Here is an 18,352-nt window from a genome sequence, read left to right on the forward strand (position 1 = left end):
CTGGTCAGTGGTCAGCGGTCAGGGGTCAGGGGTCAGGGGTCAGGGGTCAGCGGTCAGGGGTCAGCGGTCAGGGGTCAGCGGTCAGGGGTCAGCGGTCAGGGGTCAGCGGTCAGGGGTCAGCGGTCAGGGGTCAGCGGTCAGGGGTCAGGGGTCAGGGGTCAGCGGTCAGGGGTCAGCGGTCAGGGGTCAGGGGTCAGGGGTCAGGGGTCAGCGGTCAGCGGTCAGCCTTGGCCTTGGCCTTGGCCGTTGGCCACGCTACGCGAATGGCCACGCTGCGCGAACAGTAGCACTATCTGTAGCCCATAAGCTGATAGCTGATAACTGATAGCTGATAGCTGATAGCTGATAGCTGATAGCTGATAGCTATTAGCTTACAAAGCAAAATTTGTCAAGTAACTAGGGTGGGAATCGTCTTCTGGAAAAAGTTTAGGTCTTGTGTCTGGACTTCGATAATATGAGATGATAGGAAACAAAAATTAAACTAAACCCACAGAGATTAAATTTCTCTTAGTGCTGTGTTGTGTAAGTAAGGAGTTTTATGATGAGAAAATTGGTTCATCTAGCAGTGCTATGCCTTCTAGTGCTTAGCTTGGGGTGCTTAGGCTTATCCCAAAGTGCGATCGCTTCCCCTATGTCTTCAGCAGACACATTTTCTTTAAATAACTTAACGTTGCCCTCATCTACGGCTTTAATCGCTCTGTCATCCCGGAGCAATGCGGCTGATCGCAAGTTATCCAGCGAGTTTGGTAAGAAGATTGACCTGAACAATACCCATGTGCGAAAGTTTCGCAAATATCAAGGATTCTATCCAGGCCTGGCTAGTAAGATTATTCAAAATGCACCCTACGAGTCAGTAGAAGATGTCCTGGAAATTCCGGGACTAAGCGCAAGGCAGAAGAAAAATTTACAAGCTCACCTTGATGATTTTACCGTGACTGAGACCTCAGAGGTTCATAATGCGGGCGATGATCGCTATAATCCTGGCGTCTACTAATAACGCCATTGGTGGTTAACTTTAAATTTGTTGTCTAACCCACTCTTACAAGAGTGGGTTAATTGTAACTAATCAATCTAGGACTTACAGAGCTGCCAGCTAGAATCACTCGATAGTTCCAGAACTTGCTGATGGTACTTCAGCAGACTCTCTCGGTGACCAACACTGATAAACGTGGTTTCGGTTTGCTGTAGTTGCTGATAGAGATGCCGCTCGTTTTGCTGATCCAATGCACTGGTTGCTTCATCCAAGAAGGCATAGCGAGGTTGATTGAGCAAGAGTCTGGCAAAGGCTAGACGCTGTTGTTCTCCTAGGGACAGAACACTGCTCCAATCTAATTGGACCTCCAAACTGCCCACCTTGGCCAGCAGCTCAGAAAGGTTAACCCGGTGCAGCACGGACTCCAATTCCTCCAAGGAACTGTCGCGGCTGGCATTTGGGTAAAGCAGCTGTTCTCGCAAGGATCCTGGAATCATGTAAGGACGTTGAGGCAAAAATAAGATGTCTTCCACGGCAGGTCGCATGATGCAGCCTGTTCCTGTGTTCCACAACCCAGCGATCGCTCTTAGCAAAGAACTCTTGCCACAGCCACTCGCCCCCATAATTAGTGTCCCCTCACCCGGTTCCACTGACAACGAGAGATCTTTGATCAAGGTCTGTTGGCTGTTAGGAGTTTGCAAGGTAATCTCTTTGAGGGCAAAGCAATTGTCCTCTACTGTCTTAATAATGTTAGCAGCATTCTGTTGTGCCGTCGGCGCTTCCAAAACCTCCGCCAGGCTAGCTAAGCGATTAACCACCGCAGCAAGAGCACTAAGGGTATCAAACCGACGTACAATCACTGCCAGTGCCCCCGAAAGCTGAAAGCACAATATACTTGCTTGAGTAACTGTCCCTAACTCAACTTGACCACTAAAATACAATGATCCTACAGTCAAGTAAGGTATGATAAAGATAGAATTTTGATACGCTATGGTTAAGAATTCTATATTCCGCTCCCAGCCGATAATCAGATTTAGATTCTGCATCAGTTGAATAAATCGCTGCTTCACTAAACTCAATTCTTGATTTTCTCCACGAGAGAAGGCGATTGATTCAGCATTGTCGCGGATGCGAACCAAACTGTACCGGAAGTTGGCTTCGTATTCGAGTTTTTCTCCGTTAAGATCAACTAACCATTTACTCAAAAAAATCACGCTGACGTTGACGAACAGGGAATAGACTACCATAGCAGTCAACAGCAGTTTAGAAATCGTCCAAAGAACGATTCCGTAAGCAATTAGATTAACAACTTGATTTAGTATAGCAACCCAAAAATCCAAGATGGTTTGAGTAAAGGATTCAACTTCTTTGGAGATGCGCTGGTCTGGGTTATCGATATCCAGATTAGTCTTGAGTTCGTAATAGGCTCTATTGTATAGATACTGATCGAGAAAATATTTGGTTAACCATTGTTGCCAGTCGAGACAAAGTCTCTTTTTGATGTAGTTGGAAAAAACCATTAAGGGCACAATGGCCAATAGGGAACTGCTGTAGAGTAAGAGCAGGGTCAGGTAGTTTGACGCCTGGTGTCGAGCCATGACCGTGATCAAGTCCCGATTCAAGTAGCTGCTTAAGACATTCACCCCAGTACTTGATAGCAGTAACAACACTATCACTATTGACATCAACCATGGTTGCCAATTATCTTGTAACTGTTGCCTGTAGTAGGCAAAAGCAGCAATCGTAGCTAGCAAAAGTAAACCAATGAAATAGATAGCTGGCGACTTATTGATCATGGCAACAGAGTCCACTAAACCGGGAGCAACACTATTAATTATTTCTGGAAAATAGTGCTGTCCTCCTAAGCTAATGAGGCTGACAATAGTAAAAGAAATTATTAAAAGGAATACTATTAGCAACAGCAATAGCCCTAGAAAAGTTCCTCTTTGATCCGATACTGGTATCCAGTAAGGCTGGACAAGCCCTAACAATCTTTGCCCAAACTTACCGTCAAATCTGTGGTTTTCACTCATATATCTAGAAATTCCCAGTTGTCAAAGCGGTGCAAGTGTCAATAATCATTCTGCTTATTTATTAAGCACAGGTGCAATCGGTGTATAGCCTGTAGGGTTTCACCCCCAATTTCTGATGTTTACAGGATTTACGCGCCCCCGTTGGTCCCCCTCGGGGGACTTTGACATCATTACCCCCCAGAATTGGGGGGCTAGGGCGTGTCTTCAAACTCGGAGATCCCCCTAAATCCCCCTTAAAAAAGGGGGAATTTGAGTATGGCTCCCCCCTTTTTCAAGGGGGGCTGGGGGGGATCATAATCTTGCGGAAAACTTTGAAAACACGCCCTAGGGGGGCGAAATCAACTTAACCGCGTAAGTCCTGGTTTATTTTGCTTATCTGCTTACCAAGTCACCATACAGCTATAGCATTTCTATTTGATTTGTGAACAGAATCCCTTAAGGAAAGGCAAGAGGAATCCCCCCTAACCCCCAGCCCTTAAGGGGGGCGGGCAAGAGGCAAGAGTTTATTAAGTATATAGGGATGTTTGTCAATAAAAAACTGTATTTTTTGTTACATAAAAACTAAACTATATATGCATTTTAAAAGACTTCAGATAAAAGTTAAGAAATGTCAAAAAGTGAACCATAGGATGAAAATTATGTATACACTAATAAATGTCTGCTAAACGAGCAGATGGTAAATCTTACTGCCCATCAGGGGCACGAAGGAGCAATATAATGTCAACGGCTACCCTAGAAAAGGTACTGCACCAGGCATCTATTGACGCTGAGTTCCGTAGCGAAGTTCAAAATAACCCAGAAGCTTTTGGACTCTCAGCTACTACTATTTTGCCTGAATCTGTCGAGAAGCAGGATCATGCTTTCATCGAGTTGTTAAATGCTTCCTTAGGGGAATTTGATATTGCTGCTAGTTGTGAATCCACCTGCAGCTCCGGTCCTCTAACCATCGTTTGTGATGGAACAACCAAGACTTGATGGAACGACCAATTAGGTTGTTACCGTTTCTAATCCAATAGGCTAGGTACCTGTCTAGGAGCTGGCATGACATCGGATTTTTTAAAATTAGATGTGATGCCAGCCCCCGTTGTTAACTGTTTATTAGTCTTGCTTGGTAACTCTTGGGGTTATGGTTGACGATTATGTGCTGGAGGAACTGGCTTGCCGAGCTAGTAATTTGGCTGAGCGAACTCTCATTGTTGAACGACTGGCTAAAGACCAGGGGAAAGCTAGGTGTAGCAACCAGCTTGAACCATTAGATAGCTGGAACATCAAAAAACTGACTGGCAAGTTGGCTGTGCAGGTGCTTAAGGATTCCTATGAGCAAGAAGGAAAAGTCAGTCAATCGATTATTGAAGACCTACGAAAACTATTAACGGACTATAAATTATACGAACGAAACTGGGGGGAATTGTCGGCAGCAGACCGATTGGAGTTCGTCAAACCTCACCGTCAGTGGCTAGAAACCTACCGCGCTGCGATCGCGACCTTGGATTTACCAAAAGGGGATTTTTTAGGGAGTTCTTGGTACGAACCCGATATCTACCACGGGAAATTGGCGATAGCCTGCGAACCCTTTCTACGGCTGTTGCACCAGAGATTGCAACCTTTATGTGATCAGCTGAAGGTGATCTCAAAGCAAGTCGTCAGTGACCTTCAACTTCACCTGCTCAATCGCTTTGAGCTGGCCTTAACCTGGACGGTTGAAGCCAATATTAATGTCTATTGTCTTCAGAATAAGATCGCCAAATCAGCCGATGATCCAGAGGCTTATCTGGCCTACCTGGAACAGACTTTTCAAGACGGTTGGAGTTATCACCGCTTTTATTTTCAGTTTCCTGTACTATCACGTTGGTTGGCACAGGTAACTGGTTTCTTGTGTGATTTTGGTGAGGAAGTGATTCAGCGTTTGGCTAGGGATCGCGAGCAAATTAGTGGGACGTTCTTCTCCGGGAAACCCATTACCCAAGTCAAATCCTTTAAGTTAGGCAACTCGGATTACCATGCTGGCGGCAAGAGCGTAGTGATCGTGGAACTGGAGCTGATTAACTCTGAGCCAGCAACAATTGTTTATAAGCCTCGTTGTATTCAATCTGAAGCAGCGATGCAAGGGTTGCTAGAAACCTTGACTAGGGATAAGGTGGTTGACTTTGCCAGCTATGAAGTGCTCTGTCGAGATGGCTATGGTTATGCAGAGTTTATTACTTCTGGTAAAAACCATGTCCAAAGTCAAGCTTCTGCTGAGGGATTTTATCAGCAACTCGGGGGATTTCTCAGCATTTTCTACATCCTAGGGGGAGGCGATCTGCATTTTGAAAACGTCCTAGTTGCTGATGGGAAGGGGTTTATTTGCGACTGCGAAACGGTTTTGGAAGTGTTGCCCCTTGGCATGGACAAATTGCCCGGTACAGTCCTCGATTCAGTTTTCAAGACGGGTTTGCTCGAATGGCCAGACCCGGGGGATAAAAATCAAATGAAATTGAGCGGGTCTAGGGGCGGCGACTCCTACGAAATACCCCATCAAGTTCCTAAAGTGAACGAGGGCCGGATGTCATTAGGCCTGGGTGTTGAATATCAATCGGGAATTCGGGTCGAATTCGAAGCAACCAATCGCATCTATTACCAAGGTCAGCTCGTACAGCCACAGGAGTACAAAGATGCCATTGTTGAGGGATTTAACCGAGTTTATAACTGGTTTCGAGAAAACCCCACGAAAGCCGCAACGTCCCTCCAAGACTTATTTTCTCCCTCATTAGTGCGCTTGATTAATTGGGGAACCCAAGCCTATGCCAAGTTAATCATCGCCGCTCGCCATCCCAAATGTCTGGCCGAACCCCTAGAAGTGGATTTGCTGTTCAACACCTTAAAAGAGCATCAACGAAAGTGGGACAATCAAGGTAAACTGGCTGAGCTAGAACTAGCATCCCTGTGGCAATTGGATATCCCCATCTTCTCAGCTAAGGCAACTGGCCCTCTAGATTTAATCCACAATTACCAACAATCCCTGCCAGATGCGATCGCGATTTCCCCATTGGACAATGCAGTCAAACGCATTGAAAAATTATCTGAGGAGAACCGAATCCGGCAGAACCAGTACATCTACAGTAGCCTATCCACAGAGGAACTGAATAGTCCCTACTTTATCGCTTCAGCGGTTAATTACGCCCAGCAAATTGGTTGGCAGTTGTGGGAATTACTTGAACCCGATCCGAGTAAGGCTCCATGGCAAACCTGCGACTATACAGCTACTGGAAAACGTGTGGTAGATATCGGGCCAGATATTTACGCGGGTTCAGCGGGGATTTGCCTATTTTTGGCTTATCTCGATGCCCTTCACCCCCAGCCAGAATTTCGTCAAGCAGCAGAACGAGCCTTCAAGCACGCCATGGAGCACCCTAGTTCACCATTCGTTGGGGCGTACCAGGGAACAGCTGGATTGATTTACCTGTTAACCCACCTGGCTCAGCTATGGGACAGACCAGAATTGCTGGAGCGGGCAGTAGAGTTGACTCACGAACTGATGCCACGGATTCCTCAGGACAAATACTTTGACCTTTTGCTCGGAGTCACGGGGGTGATTCCTGTCATGGTGGGGTTGGCAAACACCACTTCTGGCCAAGGGAGAGATATTGCCATAGATTGTGCTGTGCAGTCTGCTCAATATTTGCTCCAAGGGGCAACTCGCCAGGGGGACACCCTAAGTTGGCAGGGTGGGCGACCGGATCTAAACCAGCAGAATCTGACCGGTTTTTCCCACGGTTCGAGTGGTCCAGGGTGGGCACTAATTTTGCTGGGGTGTGATCTTGACAAGCAAGAGTACATTCAGGCTGGTCGTCAATGCTTTGCCTATGAAGCGACTCACTTTGATCGGGAGCAGAACGATTGGTATGACCTGCGCAAATCGATCATGGTAGCTGACAGAAACGAACCCCATTTTGCCAATGCTTGGTGCAACGGGGCGACGGGAATTGGTTTGAGCCGTATTGCCAGTTGGGCAGCTTTAGGGAAAAATGACGAAGATATTCTGCGCGAGGCTTACGCAGCTCTCAATGCTACTTTGCGGAATTTTGACCAGCTCGGTAATGATTCCCTATGTCATGGCAGATCCGGCAATGCTGAGCTATTGCTGCGGTTTTCTCAACTGAGGGACACACCTTATTTGCAGATGGAGGCTAACGTCCAAGCTCAGGCCCAGTGGCGTCGGTTTGAGAAAGCTCGCACGTGGCTCTGTGGTTCTACGACTAAGGATCTCTTTCCCGATCTAATGCTTGGAATCGCTGGAATCGGAATGCACTTTTTGCGGCTAGCCTATCCGGAGCGAGTCCCTTCCCCTCTGCTGCTCGACCCGCCTCCATCAGCATAAGCCGATAGACCTAGATTGAGGTTAAAGATTGTGTCGGTGAAGGTAGACTCTGGGATTATCATTGCTGTGATTGTAATTTTGTTGGTTTAACTGGTTGAAAAAGCTATGTCAAAACAAGCGGTGGAGAAGTTTTATGAAGCTCTTGAAAATACAGAAGCATTGAGACAGCAAGTTAAGGTAATCACAACGGAAGAAGAGCTGGTTAAACTTGGTGCCAATCACGGTTATTGTTTTACCAATAAAGACATAGCAGCAGCGAATGCGTCTTATGTTCCCAAGAGTGACAAACCTCTGATTTCCATTGATTGTGCTCAGTCTGCTTCTGATCAGGGTTTCCCCCACGCTTATCACTACGAGTTTAATTTTTCCGAGATTCCAGGGTTTGAGGAAATTGCTGAGCAGGTTGGGAAGCTCAAAATCAAGCCAGATACGGTGGATCTAGGGCTGTATGAAAAGAGTTTTTGGGAAGCAAATTTACAATTTGCCGATGTTTCCCCAGCTGCCCCAGAATTCCAACAGCGGTATCTCGAATCATTGCGATCCCACGTGGATCTAGGTGTTGCTTCATCCCAGCCTGAATATGCCTGGAGTCAGTTCCACTTAATTAATCTGGATCGGTATGTTGACCATTCCCTTTACGATGATTATTTTAGGACGAAAGTAAAGTTAATCGAACTCCTGGAAGAGTTCTTTGGAGCTGAAATTAGGTTCTCAGGAAGCTTATGGTATCCGCCGAATGCTTATCGGATGTGGCACACGAACGAAACTCAGCCAGGTTGGCGGATGTATTGCGTTGATTTTGATCGCTGTGAATTCAATGGGGATGGCAAACCATTTTTCCGCTACATGAATCCCGAAACCAAAGAGTTAGTAACCCTTGAGGAGAAGCCGAAAGTGGTTAGATTCTTCAAGATCGAAAGCGAGCCACACAAGTTGCTGTGGCATTGTATTGTTAATAAAACCCAAGCAAACCGGTGGAGTTTTGGCTTTAACGTTTCTGATCAATGGATGAATAAGTTACTCAAGCCTAAGGTAAAATTGACAGCAAACTGAAATAAAAAAAATGAGATCAAAAAACTATGTTCTAAACTAGCCTAAAAAATGTTTTATGTGAAATACTCCTGTGACTTGTTGCTAAAGAAAATAATTATACCAATACTGTACACATGGTATGATTAGGAAAAATAGATGAAGGAGTTACACTCTTCTTGGGTAAACTTAAATATTACTTCATCAAACTTATCCATAATGAACAAATTTATAATGATCAAATTTACTAGTAATGGTAAAAAAGCTAAGTTGGGATAAGTTCAATCAAGCAGACTCGAACACATTACTAAAAAAAACTACTCGAAGACACTATGGTCAAGATCAAGCATAATCCTAAAGAATATAGAGAAGATAAAGATAGAGGTGGTGACAGGGATGAAATTCGGCAAATACAGATATTGATGCTCTTGTGTTTATGTCTGTCCTCTGAAGGCACGCTCTACGACTTGCTGAAGATGGCATTGGCGACCCCTGGGCACCAGACATTGAATCGGGTAACTCCACCGGAAGATATTAGTATAGATGGTCTATTTGAGTGGTTGGGTAAGCTGTTTGGTGAAGCAGAAGTGACAGAAGGAGAAAGGGATTTGATTCTCTGGCAAAACGATATCAAAAATATGTGGCCAGCGATTAGTGAGCTCAGAGCAATCGAGGAGAAGCTTGGGTTTAAGATTACCATCGAAAAGAAGAGCTAAGTTGTGCACAAAGTTCACTATCAGCTAGTGATACTTTCTTAGGGTAAATGTTAGAGGGTGGGGGATTATAGCTTCCCCCACCCTCCACGTAATCCTACAAATTAAGACTACAAATTAAGACTAAACATTAAGACACAATTGAACATAATTACTGTTTTCTGAATCCACTGACTGAGTATTACCAGACCTAGCAGATAAATCATTATCCAGCCAACTCTCACTAGTGCCTAACCTCAGAGCATCACTAGCTAACCACCTCTGGAACACTTCCATGCGACCATCTTCTGGACTAACTAGCTGATAAACTCTGAACCGCTTTTTTCCTTGGCTCTGATAACGAATACACTGTAAGCCATAGCCGATTTTATCCAAGAAGCGCCTAATAATAACAATCGGAGTTGCTTTCTTAGCTAGTCCTATTCCGGTGATGGTTTTGATAGCACAACGGTTTGCTAATGCGATCGCAGCCATCTCCTGCAAGTCCTGATCAGTATTTTTGAGTTCTCGTTCCAGATTTTCTAATAGAATTGGTATCCCCAAAACTTTCATAGTACCAATCATTGCTCCTAGCACAGCACGATTGAAATCCGGTATAAATATACTCCCTTGACCTTGCTCAATTAACAGTCGCGCTACCTTAGCATCCCGTTCTGCTAGATGTTGCTGACCTAGGGTAAGAAAATAATGGAGCCGTAGCTGCTTATACCAGCCTTGGTCATCTTTGAGTACCAGTTCTGGTGTGACTGGGATGGCATAACGCTGCTTTAAATCGTACTTCCGTAGTGAGCGACGTTCCGATGGTTTTTTGACTAGGCGTTTGCTAATCGTTTGATATTGGCTATCACTGAAGTCTTGACTAGATGCGATCGCATTACACTCAGCCTGATAGTTTTGGTCTCTAACTGCAGTAATCGCTGCCATCAGAGCATTCTGTGCTCCCAACTCTTCCGCTTGGGGTGAACCCTTAGACTTCTTTTTCCCAGCTTTAGTGGAACTGACTGGGGAAACATCCATCACCAGATGACCTTCAGCACGCAATCCTGCTAGCACCGATTCCCGATAGTTGACCATGGCGGCATTGAATCGGACAGCCATTTTCGCCCAGCACATCAAGGATTCTGCTTGAAAGCCTGTATCTAAATCATCCACAGCATCGAAATCCGATTGTTGTAGCAACCGAATATTCATTTGGGTCAAACGCTGTCCAGATGCCAGTAGTGAGGATAGAGACGTGGAGCCATTACCGACGTGATTAAAGCCATAAGGGGCTACCCAGATGAACCGGGGGAGATTTTCTCGGATTCGGCCTAAGGTTTGTCTGACACTATTTTCTCCTTGCACCCCTTGGGCAATACACCACACAGAGGTAAAGTGTCCCCGCAGATCAATACTCACTCCCGTTTCAATAGCAGGACTAGCTAATACAATGTCATAGTCCCGTAAAACATTGTTGAGGTTATTGATACACCCCATGGCTGGATGATTTGTTTCACCAAGGGATTCCGAATCAATGCGCAATATCCGGAGGTGGGGAAATTGCTTTTTTAGGTACGCTTCTAGAGTGCAAGTACCCCATTGGCTCTTGGGTTTTTGAGCGGAAAGACACACAAAGGGTTTGCCTCCTTGAGCAATGTGTGCTTCTAGCTCTCGCACTAGTTTTTTTGGTGTGCTATCGGTATAGTTATGAACTTGCCAGGACCCGTCAATGTTCGGTTTCCAGTCATTCTCAATGATGAAGGGTTCAAGGTCAACTCCAGACAAGCTCAGTAAGTAATCTATCGATATATCACTCAAGTCCGCATCCGCAATATAAACTTGACCAGACCCCCCCAAGACATTCTGGATTAGGGTTTTCAGAGATTTGAGAATAGCAACCCGATTACTCTGACAGGTGCTAGAGTTCAATCCATGCCAGAGCACTTGCTCCACTTCATCGATAATTACTACGCCATCAGACCAGTTAGCAGCATTGAAGCGAGCCTGAGAATTCCCATGCAAGGAGTCGAGACATAAACCATAACCTAAGACGCCTTGCTTCTGGTCATCCCTGACCTCAGTGATATACTTGATGCCAAAGCGTTGACACAATGCTTCTACTAATCGCACCCGATGACCAAGCACCAATACCCATTGGTTTCGGGCTAGGGCTTGAGAGACAATTTTTTCCAGTAGTTGGGTTTTTCCAGTACCCTTAGGGGATTTAATCCCAATCAGTTGGGCTGTATCCGGAATCGGAAGTTCTTGCAGATAGCGGCAATTTACCTTAAGGTTAGCTCGATAGGTCAGCTGGGTTAGGGATTTAGCTTTCCAAGTATCGAGGGGGAGTGCTCGTTGGTAAACTTGCTCAAAGGTCTTCTGACCTTGATCAGCAATTAAATCATCTACCCCTTTGCCTAGCTGGGCATCCCAAGTAATCACCTTAACAGGGCAACCTGCTTGATTGAGCAGATATCCCATTCTACGAATCGCAGCATTGACAGCTTTGATGGTATTCGGTTTCGAGTCTTGGTCAAAGACTATGTAAATCTCTCGCTCCGGAGTCGCTAGTTTCTGTAGTTGGGGAATCAAGTCAGACTTGCCAATCCGATTTCCCTGGGCATCCCTACGGATTCGATACCCACCATTAATTCCTGGTAATGCGATCGCAGCGTAACCAGCAGTGAGTAAAGCTCCAGCTTTCTTAGCGCCCTCAGTAATACACAACGGAATTGAGGGGTGAGAGATTAGCCACTGCCAAAACCCTAGATCCGGTTGATTGTGGTCAAGGTCTGTGGGGAGAATAGTAATATCATTGCGTTCAGCAATCCGTTGCCACAGGTGGAAAGGTACTCGCAGAGCAAACAAGCCTGTGGGGGTTTTGGGGGGATGTTCATATTTAATTAGCTTCCTAGTTTCCCCACTGTGACGGGGTTGGCTGGGTTTGAAACAGCCCCAAATATCCTCCTGACCAGTAAGCAAGTCAATACCAGAACACCACCATCCCCCTTGTTCGAGGTGTTGATAGCGTTTCAGAATCGAGTTTAGCACTCGACCATCATTGCGTCTGGGCAGGGAGTCGGAATAGAAGAGATACTCAAATGGGCTAGAGCCTTCGAGAGACCTTACATTGAGGCGAGTCAGCTGTTCATCAACACTACTAGCTGTCCACTCCTGGATATGGTTCATGGGTTTGGGGAAGACTCTGGCAGAGGTCACGCTATATCTAGTGGTTTAATCTTTAACTTAAGTAATATAACACTATTTGTGACCTAATAGTTCATTTTACCTAATGGTTTATATTTTCTTGACAGTTCACCGTTTACGGTTAACCGTTGACGGTTGATAGTACCATAAAATGATCACTTATCCCTAGCATCGGATTACCAGTAATTAGTGTAATTAGTTATTAGTTATATAGGGATGCGTGTAGGAATTGTGACAATTTTTGTTCCCTACTCCCGTCTTGATGCAGTCGCTCATGGGGGGAACCCCCAAGACCGTAATGGTGCTTTTTCCGTAGGCGAATTAAATTCGCCACGGGTCGCACCTCTGCATCGCTACTCCCTACGGTGCGCTTGACCCGTAATTAAATTCGCCACGGGTCGCACCGCTCCCTACTCCCTACTCCCTATTCCCTTTGCTATTCCAGAATATTCCCATAGTCTGGGCGAGAGTGGGAAACGCCACTTTCACCCTTATTTCTCTAATTATTCTTGCCCTAAGTTTAGGTCAAGCAGGTTGGTTTCGGTGGTTAGCGCTTCACATAGCTAATTGGGGATGTGGTCGTGGCCATTTGCTTTTCTCCTTAGTGATCCTAGTCGGGATGTTATTGAGCAATGTGTTTACTAACCTAGCCACGACCATAGTCTGGACAGCTGCTGTCATGGAAATTTTGCTGCTGCTTGGCTTTAGTGCCAAAGCTACTCTGGCATTTGTATTTACTAGTGGTTTTATTACCGATGCCGCTAGCTTACTACTGCCAATGAGTAATCCAGTAAATCTGATTTATGTTGATTATTTACAGATTTCCTGGTTGCGCTATGTGATGGTGATGTTGCCCGTAACCGTTGCCACAATAGCGACTAGTATCATCATTCTCTGGTTCTATTTTGAACCCCAAATCCCCCTGACCTATAACCTTGCCCGTCTACCACCACCTAATCGTGCGATTCGAGATTCCTTAATCTTTAAATTGAGTTTTCCTATTTTAGGACTACTCCTAATTGGCTACTTGTTGGCAAAAGTCCTAAATTTCCCCATTGCCTGGATTGCTGCTATGGCAGCTTTAGTGATGGTGGCATTAGCAGCACGTTTCCTTAACGGTCGGGCTAGTACACTTCGCTATATCTTACAACTAGCAGGTCAACTGCCATGGCGAATTATTTTACTTATCTTAGTCCTGTTTCTATTCGGCATCGGTTTGGACAATCTGGGCATAACTGCTCTGTTGAGCCAGCGGTTGGAAATCCTTTCTAATTGGGGACTCACTTTAGCAGCTAGTGGTAGTGGTTTCTTAGCCACATTTCTTGCCAGTGTACTCAATAATTTACCAACAGTACTGCTGAATGCTAAGGCAATTGAAAGCATTACGGATATTGATCCAGCTGTCAAAGAAGTGATGATATATGGGAATTTAATTGGGTGCAACTTAGGAGCGAAAATTACTCCCTTAGGAAGTCTATCAACTCTACTTTGGTTGAATGTCTTGGCTTTTAGAGGAATCCAAATAAGTTGGGTTTATTATATTCGCTTAAGTTTTATTCTTACCATGCCAGTTTTGTTTGTAAGTTTGCTGAGTTTAGCAATATGGTTACCCTGGCTGATTGCTTGAGGATATAGGGGTTTTAAATTAGGTCAGGTACATGTTTTTAGGGAGTAGGGAGTAGGGAATAGGGAATAGGGAATAGGCGGCAATAGGCAATAGGCAATAGGCAATAGGCAAGAGGCAACAGGCAAGAGGCAACAGGCAACAGGCAAGAGAGAAAAAATCCTGTGTACCTCATTAAGTTAGAAACTTCCCTCTTCCCTCTTCTCTATTCCCTGTTACCTATTCCCTGTTCCCTAAAACCCAAGAATTTGTACCTCACCCAATTGCAAAACGCTGTATACTTCTGTTTACTTTGATGGGTATGCAATAACCAAATTAATAATATTTCAATGCCGTGCTGAGTGCGGAAATGGGACTGGAGTTTCTGGATCAAGACCAGAAACCCAAGGTAAGATTGTGCGAAGCTCCTTTAGTGGAAGGTGCGATCGCAGCCGTTGTCCAAGCTGCTGCTGGGTAAGCATTCAGCCGTCAGCCGTGAGCTTTTAGCTCACGCTACTTGAGGTGCCGTCAGCCGTGGGCTTTTGGCCCACGCTGCGCGAACAGCTTTGTGGCACAGGCTTTGGCCTTGGCCTTTCGGCCACGCGTGCGCGTTTGGCCACGCTGTGCGAACGACGCTGTGACTTTACTCAGCATTATTCCAATGCTTACCTGTTGTCTTGATGCAGGTGACCCACGCAACCCCTCCCCATGAGCGACTGCATCAAGACAGGAAAATAAGGATCTTAAACTAACAAAAATTCCTGAATAGAGCCTCTTCCCACTGTTCCCTGTTCCGGTGATCCGCTGTTCCCTCTTACAGACTGTTTATTTAGCATAACAGGTACGGTAGAGTCGTTATCTCTATTTCACCCTTTAGATAGAGTAAAAATAATCAAAAATTTTATTTTAATAAAATTTTTGATTATTTTTACTACCTAAATAGCCTAATCAGGACGTGATTGGTAATTTATTAACCTTGGTATGTTGAAGGTTAAAAGTTGAAGCTTAAAGGTTAATGTGTAGTGGAGATTTCAAGTTAAGTTAAAGTTAATAAAAAGAGGATAAAAAGAGAAAAAAAGGCTAAAAAAAAATTTAATAAACAATCCTAACTCAAGCTCTGACTGCACTTCAAGGATTAAGTTGACCAACCTAACTTGTTTTACTAGAACGAGTATGGAATACTTAATTTCGGTGCATCAACAGGACTTATGCTGGCAACAAACCTCAGTTCTCATCCCCCATCGGGCGAAAATGCTGAAAACGATACCGCTTTTTGGGTCGAGTCCCTCCTGGAAAAATTGTCTGATGGCGATAGCAGCGTCTTTTGGCCCCTGTGGGAAAACTATAAAGACTATCTTTACCATCGCTGCTTGAGCTGGATGGGGGGTAATACCACTGAAGCACAAGATGCTCTTTCTGAGATTATGGTCAAGGCTTGGGAAAAATTGCCCAAATTTGCCGCAAAGATTACCAATCTCAAAGCATGGCTGACCAAATTTGCCCGTAACTTCTGTATAGACCGACATCGAGAAAACAACTCTGGGGCAATCGGAGTAGAAAACCTGGAAGGGATGGCAGTGCCAGAGGGGAATGGCTTGGTTACGGAATTCGATACCCCAGATTTAGTTGTAGAAAAGAACGAACTATTAGAGGTAATCCAAAGTGCTCTAGAGGATTTGCCCGAGAATCAGCGCCAGGTATGTGTCTTGCGCTTTGAGCAGGAGTTGTCTCACCAAGAGATAGCTCAACGACTGGCAATTTCTAACGATAGCGTTCGTAAACGTATCCAACGAGCTAGGGGGATACTGCAGCAGCAGTTGACTAAGTATCGGGCCGGGTTGGATGAGAAGGCTTACGGGGAGATTGCCAAATTGCAGGAGATTAGGGGAGTAGAAGAGCAGGAGAGTAGAGACGAAAAAGACGAAGAAAGCGATCTAACTCCCTCAAACAAAGAAATAGGAAAAGGGGAGCAGCAGACAACTGAGAAGTTGGAGTCTTTTTGTCCGATCACAGCCTCGGACTCGGCTACGGTCGAAGGATGCTCCAAGGATTTAGACAAAACGGGAGTAGAGATAACGTCACTGGATAAGCCAGATTTGGCAGTTAAGCCAGGAGTGGAGATAACGTCACTGGATAAGCCAGCATTGGCAGTTGAGCCAGAATCTGAAGTAACACAAGTAATCCCAATTAAAAAAGAGCCCAGAACTAGGGACACCAAAAGCCAGCTAATTTTGAGCAGACCAAGAAGCTCCCAAGCATTACTCCCCTTGGCTGGACAATTACTATTGGAGAGTACTCCAAATCCCCAATCAAATCACGGGAGCGATCGCAATACTATCCAGAGCCATGGCGTTAAACTGCTTACGCCCCAAGAGATAGGAATTTCTCCACCACCGCTAGAGCATGGGAGCATTCAAGCACCAATAGCAAAGGATATTTCCCAATTTCCCATCCCAATTTTGGCGACAATTGCGTCTTGGTGGGGCATTTTTAAAACGAAAGTAGAGTCAAGCTGGAATCAGAGGTCAGATAAAGGGGATAGAGGACCCCCAGATCAGCTTTAATTTCTGGTCATGGCTAATTTGCTCATAGCAGCTCAAGGGCATTACCTAGAGTAGCTACTAAAAAAAGGTAAGCATTCAGAAGTCAGCGGTCAGCCGTAAGCCATAGTCCTTTGACTGATGGCTGATAGCTGTTCGCTTAGGGTGCGCGTAGCCCATAGGCTGATAGCTGATACGCGACACGCTGATAGCACCTCAAGTAGCACCTCAAGTAGCCCATAGACTGATAGCTGAATGCTTACAAGAAAGGCTGGTGTGTTTTTTCACAACCAGCTAGTATTCCCATGACAAAAAGCCAAACAAAAAACGGTAAAAAAGTTCCTTCAAAGCTTTAAAAAATAGCAGAGAAGGGATAATCTACTCATGGCTATGAGCACTGGTAATAAGCCAACTATCCAAAGGAACAATCCCCACAAAAAAGACATATATCAAGGAAAAAACAGGGGAGAAAAACTTCTCCGTCGCCAGTCACAAAAGAGTCACTTACCCCGTCTTATAAACAGAGGAAAGTGAAGAAGCCCTACAAGGAGCAACCTGCCCCCTAGTCAAGAGCGACTGATCATTTCCTGATCATTTTTTAATGAGGATAAAATCGTGAAAAAGATTATACTGAAAAGCTTTCAGGCTTTTCTGATCACAGTTGTGTTCATGTTTGCGATCGTCATTCAACCTGCGGTCGCCTCCTCTGGTTTTATTGTTAATCAACTATCAGAGAAGTGCATAGATGTATATGGTAATCCAGGTGTAAATAACGAAGACAACATACAACTTTACACTTGTGAGTTTGGTAAACCACATACAGATCAACAATGGACAGTGAGACCTGACGGATTTATCCAGAATCAACTATCAGAGAAGTGCATAGATGTATATGGTTCTCCAGGTGTAAATAACGAAGACAACATACAACTTTACACTTGTGAGTTTGGTCAACCACATACAGATCAACAATGGACAGTGAGACCTGACGGATTTATCCAAAATCAACTATCCGGAAAGTGCATAGATGTATATGGTTCTCCAGGTGTAAATAACGAAGACAACATACAACTTTACACTTGTGAGTTTGGTAAACCAGATACAGATCAAAGATGGTATGTAGACTAATCGCGGAATAAATTATCGAAATCGCCGAATACCCCACAGGGTAAACGCATCTAATTTTTTATTCCTACATATAGTGTTTATTTAATTAAATAAACACTATATGTAACCCAGGGCAAACGCATCTTATTTTTGTACATGCTGGCGGTGCCAAGATTTCAGAGGTCGAGTCCTGTTTTTAATCAATTGATGAAATCCTTACTGGATAAGGGTTTTGTAATTTAGATGCGTTTGCCCTGATCTGTAACCTGAGTTCGGGCCCGCGCAGATTGAGGCAAAAGCCAGTCAAGATGAAGGCTAGGTTTCTTAGGTTGATGACAGTATGCAATCAATTACACTGGTATGGCTCTTTTCTGATAGCGGACACTCACCATTAATAGATTGTTATCTTGCCACTTAGTCCTATCAATGATAACTAGAATAAGACCCCCTTTTTGGAAATTATTTTTGACGAAAGATTTAATAAATGGGGCTCTCCTAGACTGATAATAGTAAATGAGTAGTTTAAATGAGTTTAACCCCTTAAATAGCAAGGGATTCAATAAACTAAAAATACATTGTCTTGATGCAGTCGCTCATGGGGGAAACCACGGCAGTCGCTCATGGGGGAAACCACGGCAGTCGCTCATGGGGGAAACCACGGCAGTCGCTCATGGGGGGGACCACGGCAGTCGCTCATGGGGGGGACCACGGCAGTCGCTCATGGGGGGGACCACGGCAGTCGCTCATGGGGGGGACCACGGCAGTCGCTCATGGGTGGAACCACGGCAGCCGCTCATGGGGGTGACCA

Annotated in this window: 12 protein-coding genes and 2 pseudogenes; 10 read left to right on the plus strand and 4 right to left on the minus strand. The window is 45.0% G+C overall.

What is annotated here, in order from left to right:
* Window positions 1-287 (plus strand): annotated as a pseudogene (locus tag F6K64_RS36265) (hypothetical protein); the annotation flags it as partial.
* A gap of 254 nt (window positions 288-541) precedes the next feature.
* Complete coding sequence (psbU, locus tag F6K64_RS36270; protein WP_287267869.1) at window positions 542-994, plus strand: photosystem II complex extrinsic protein PsbU; 453 nt, start codon at window positions 542-544, stop codon at window positions 992-994.
* Between the two features lie 77 nt (window positions 995-1,071).
* Here psbU and F6K64_RS36275 read toward each other — a convergent pair whose 3' ends face one another.
* A complete protein-coding gene (locus F6K64_RS36275; RefSeq protein WP_287267865.1) occupies window positions 1,072-3,006 on the minus strand; it encodes an ABC transporter ATP-binding protein/permease in 1,935 nt (644 codons plus the stop codon).
* Between the two features lie 717 nt (window positions 3,007-3,723).
* On the opposite strand from F6K64_RS36275, the gene F6K64_RS36280 reads away from it, so the two are divergent.
* From F6K64_RS36280 to F6K64_RS36295, 4 genes are all read left to right on the plus strand, one after another.
* The gene (locus F6K64_RS36280; RefSeq protein ID WP_287267866.1) at window positions 3,724-3,981 is read left to right on the plus strand and encodes a cinnamycin family lantibiotic; all 258 of its coding nucleotides are present in this window, start codon (window positions 3,724-3,726) and stop codon (window positions 3,979-3,981) included.
* A 151-nt stretch (window positions 3,982-4,132) separates the two neighbouring features.
* Entirely contained in the window at window positions 4,133-7,366 is a 3,234-nt protein-coding gene (locus F6K64_RS36285; protein ID WP_287267867.1) for a type 2 lanthipeptide synthetase LanM family protein, read from the plus strand.
* A 105-nt stretch (window positions 7,367-7,471) separates the two neighbouring features.
* Window positions 7,472-8,419 (plus strand): Nif11-like leader peptide family natural product precursor, encoded by a 948-nt coding sequence (locus tag F6K64_RS36290; RefSeq protein ID WP_287267868.1) that lies wholly within the window; start codon window positions 7,472-7,474, stop codon window positions 8,417-8,419.
* 308 nt (window positions 8,420-8,727) lie between these two features.
* Window positions 8,728-9,111, plus strand: coding sequence for a DurN family substrate-assisted peptide maturase (locus F6K64_RS36295; protein ID WP_008178005.1), 384 nt, complete (start codon window positions 8,728-8,730; stop codon window positions 9,109-9,111).
* Window positions 9,112-9,231: 120 nt separating this feature from the next.
* Here the strand turns inward: F6K64_RS36295 and F6K64_RS36300 are convergent, their stop codons facing one another.
* Entirely contained in the window at window positions 9,232-12,276 is a 3,045-nt protein-coding gene (locus F6K64_RS36300; protein ID WP_008178004.1) for a plasmid replication protein, CyRepA1 family, read from the minus strand.
* A gap of 220 nt (window positions 12,277-12,496) precedes the next feature.
* Window positions 12,497-12,628 (minus strand): hypothetical protein, encoded by a 132-nt coding sequence (locus tag F6K64_RS36305; protein WP_267871963.1) that lies wholly within the window; start codon window positions 12,626-12,628, stop codon window positions 12,497-12,499.
* Between the two features lie 99 nt (window positions 12,629-12,727).
* Between F6K64_RS36305 and F6K64_RS36310 the strand changes: the two genes are divergently transcribed.
* Window positions 12,728-13,921: an ArsB/NhaD family transporter gene (locus F6K64_RS36310; RefSeq protein ID WP_131827276.1), complete on the plus strand. Its 1,194-nt coding sequence runs from the start codon at window positions 12,728-12,730 to the stop codon at window positions 13,919-13,921.
* A 37-nt stretch (window positions 13,922-13,958) separates the two neighbouring features.
* Here F6K64_RS36310 and F6K64_RS36315 read toward each other — a convergent pair whose 3' ends face one another.
* Complete coding sequence (locus tag F6K64_RS36315; protein ID WP_267871962.1) at window positions 13,959-14,093, minus strand: hypothetical protein; 135 nt, start codon at window positions 14,091-14,093, stop codon at window positions 13,959-13,961.
* A 153-nt stretch (window positions 14,094-14,246) separates the two neighbouring features.
* On the opposite strand from F6K64_RS36315, the pseudogene F6K64_RS36320 reads away from it, so the two are divergent.
* From F6K64_RS36320 to F6K64_RS36330, 3 genes and pseudogenes are all read left to right on the plus strand, one after another.
* A pseudogene (locus F6K64_RS36320) lies at window positions 14,247-14,372 on the plus strand (PTS sugar transporter subunit IIA domain-containing protein); the annotation flags it as partial.
* A gap of 733 nt (window positions 14,373-15,105) precedes the next feature.
* The gene (locus tag F6K64_RS36325; protein WP_008178001.1) at window positions 15,106-16,461 is read left to right on the plus strand and encodes an RNA polymerase sigma factor; all 1,356 of its coding nucleotides are present in this window, start codon (window positions 15,106-15,108) and stop codon (window positions 16,459-16,461) included.
* A 591-nt stretch (window positions 16,462-17,052) separates the two neighbouring features.
* Window positions 17,053-17,565, plus strand: coding sequence for an RICIN domain-containing protein (locus tag F6K64_RS36330; RefSeq protein ID WP_008178000.1), 513 nt, complete (start codon window positions 17,053-17,055; stop codon window positions 17,563-17,565).
* Window positions 17,566-18,352: the final 787 nt, after the last annotated feature.

Source organism: Moorena sp. SIO3A2 (genome assembly GCF_010672265.1).
GTDB classification, from domain to species: Bacteria; Cyanobacteriota; Cyanobacteriia; order Cyanobacteriales; family Coleofasciculaceae; genus Moorena; species Moorena producens.

Excerpts from the sequence above, each read along its gene's own strand:
- psbU (WP_287267869.1), top strand. The coding sequence starts at position 542 with ATGAGAAAATTGGTTCATCTAGCAGTGCTATGCCTTCTAGTGCTTAGC.
- F6K64_RS36275 (WP_287267865.1), bottom strand. The coding sequence starts at position 3,006 with ATGAGTGAAAACCACAGATTTGACGGTAAGTTTGGGCAAAGATTGTTA.
- F6K64_RS36280 (WP_287267866.1), top strand. The coding sequence starts at position 3,724 with ATGTCAACGGCTACCCTAGAAAAGGTACTGCACCAGGCATCTATTGAC.
- F6K64_RS36285 (WP_287267867.1), top strand. The coding sequence starts at position 4,133 with ATGGTTGACGATTATGTGCTGGAGGAACTGGCTTGCCGAGCTAGTAAT.
- F6K64_RS36290 (WP_287267868.1), top strand. The coding sequence starts at position 7,472 with ATGTCAAAACAAGCGGTGGAGAAGTTTTATGAAGCTCTTGAAAATACA.
- F6K64_RS36295 (WP_008178005.1), top strand. The coding sequence starts at position 8,728 with ATGGTCAAGATCAAGCATAATCCTAAAGAATATAGAGAAGATAAAGAT.
- F6K64_RS36300 (WP_008178004.1), bottom strand. The coding sequence starts at position 12,276 with ATGAACCATATCCAGGAGTGGACAGCTAGTAGTGTTGATGAACAGCTG.
- F6K64_RS36315 (WP_267871962.1), bottom strand. The coding sequence starts at position 14,093 with ATGAGGTACACAGGATTTTTTCTCTCTTGCCTGTTGCCTGTTGCCTCT.
- F6K64_RS36325 (WP_008178001.1), top strand. The coding sequence starts at position 15,106 with ATGCTGGCAACAAACCTCAGTTCTCATCCCCCATCGGGCGAAAATGCT.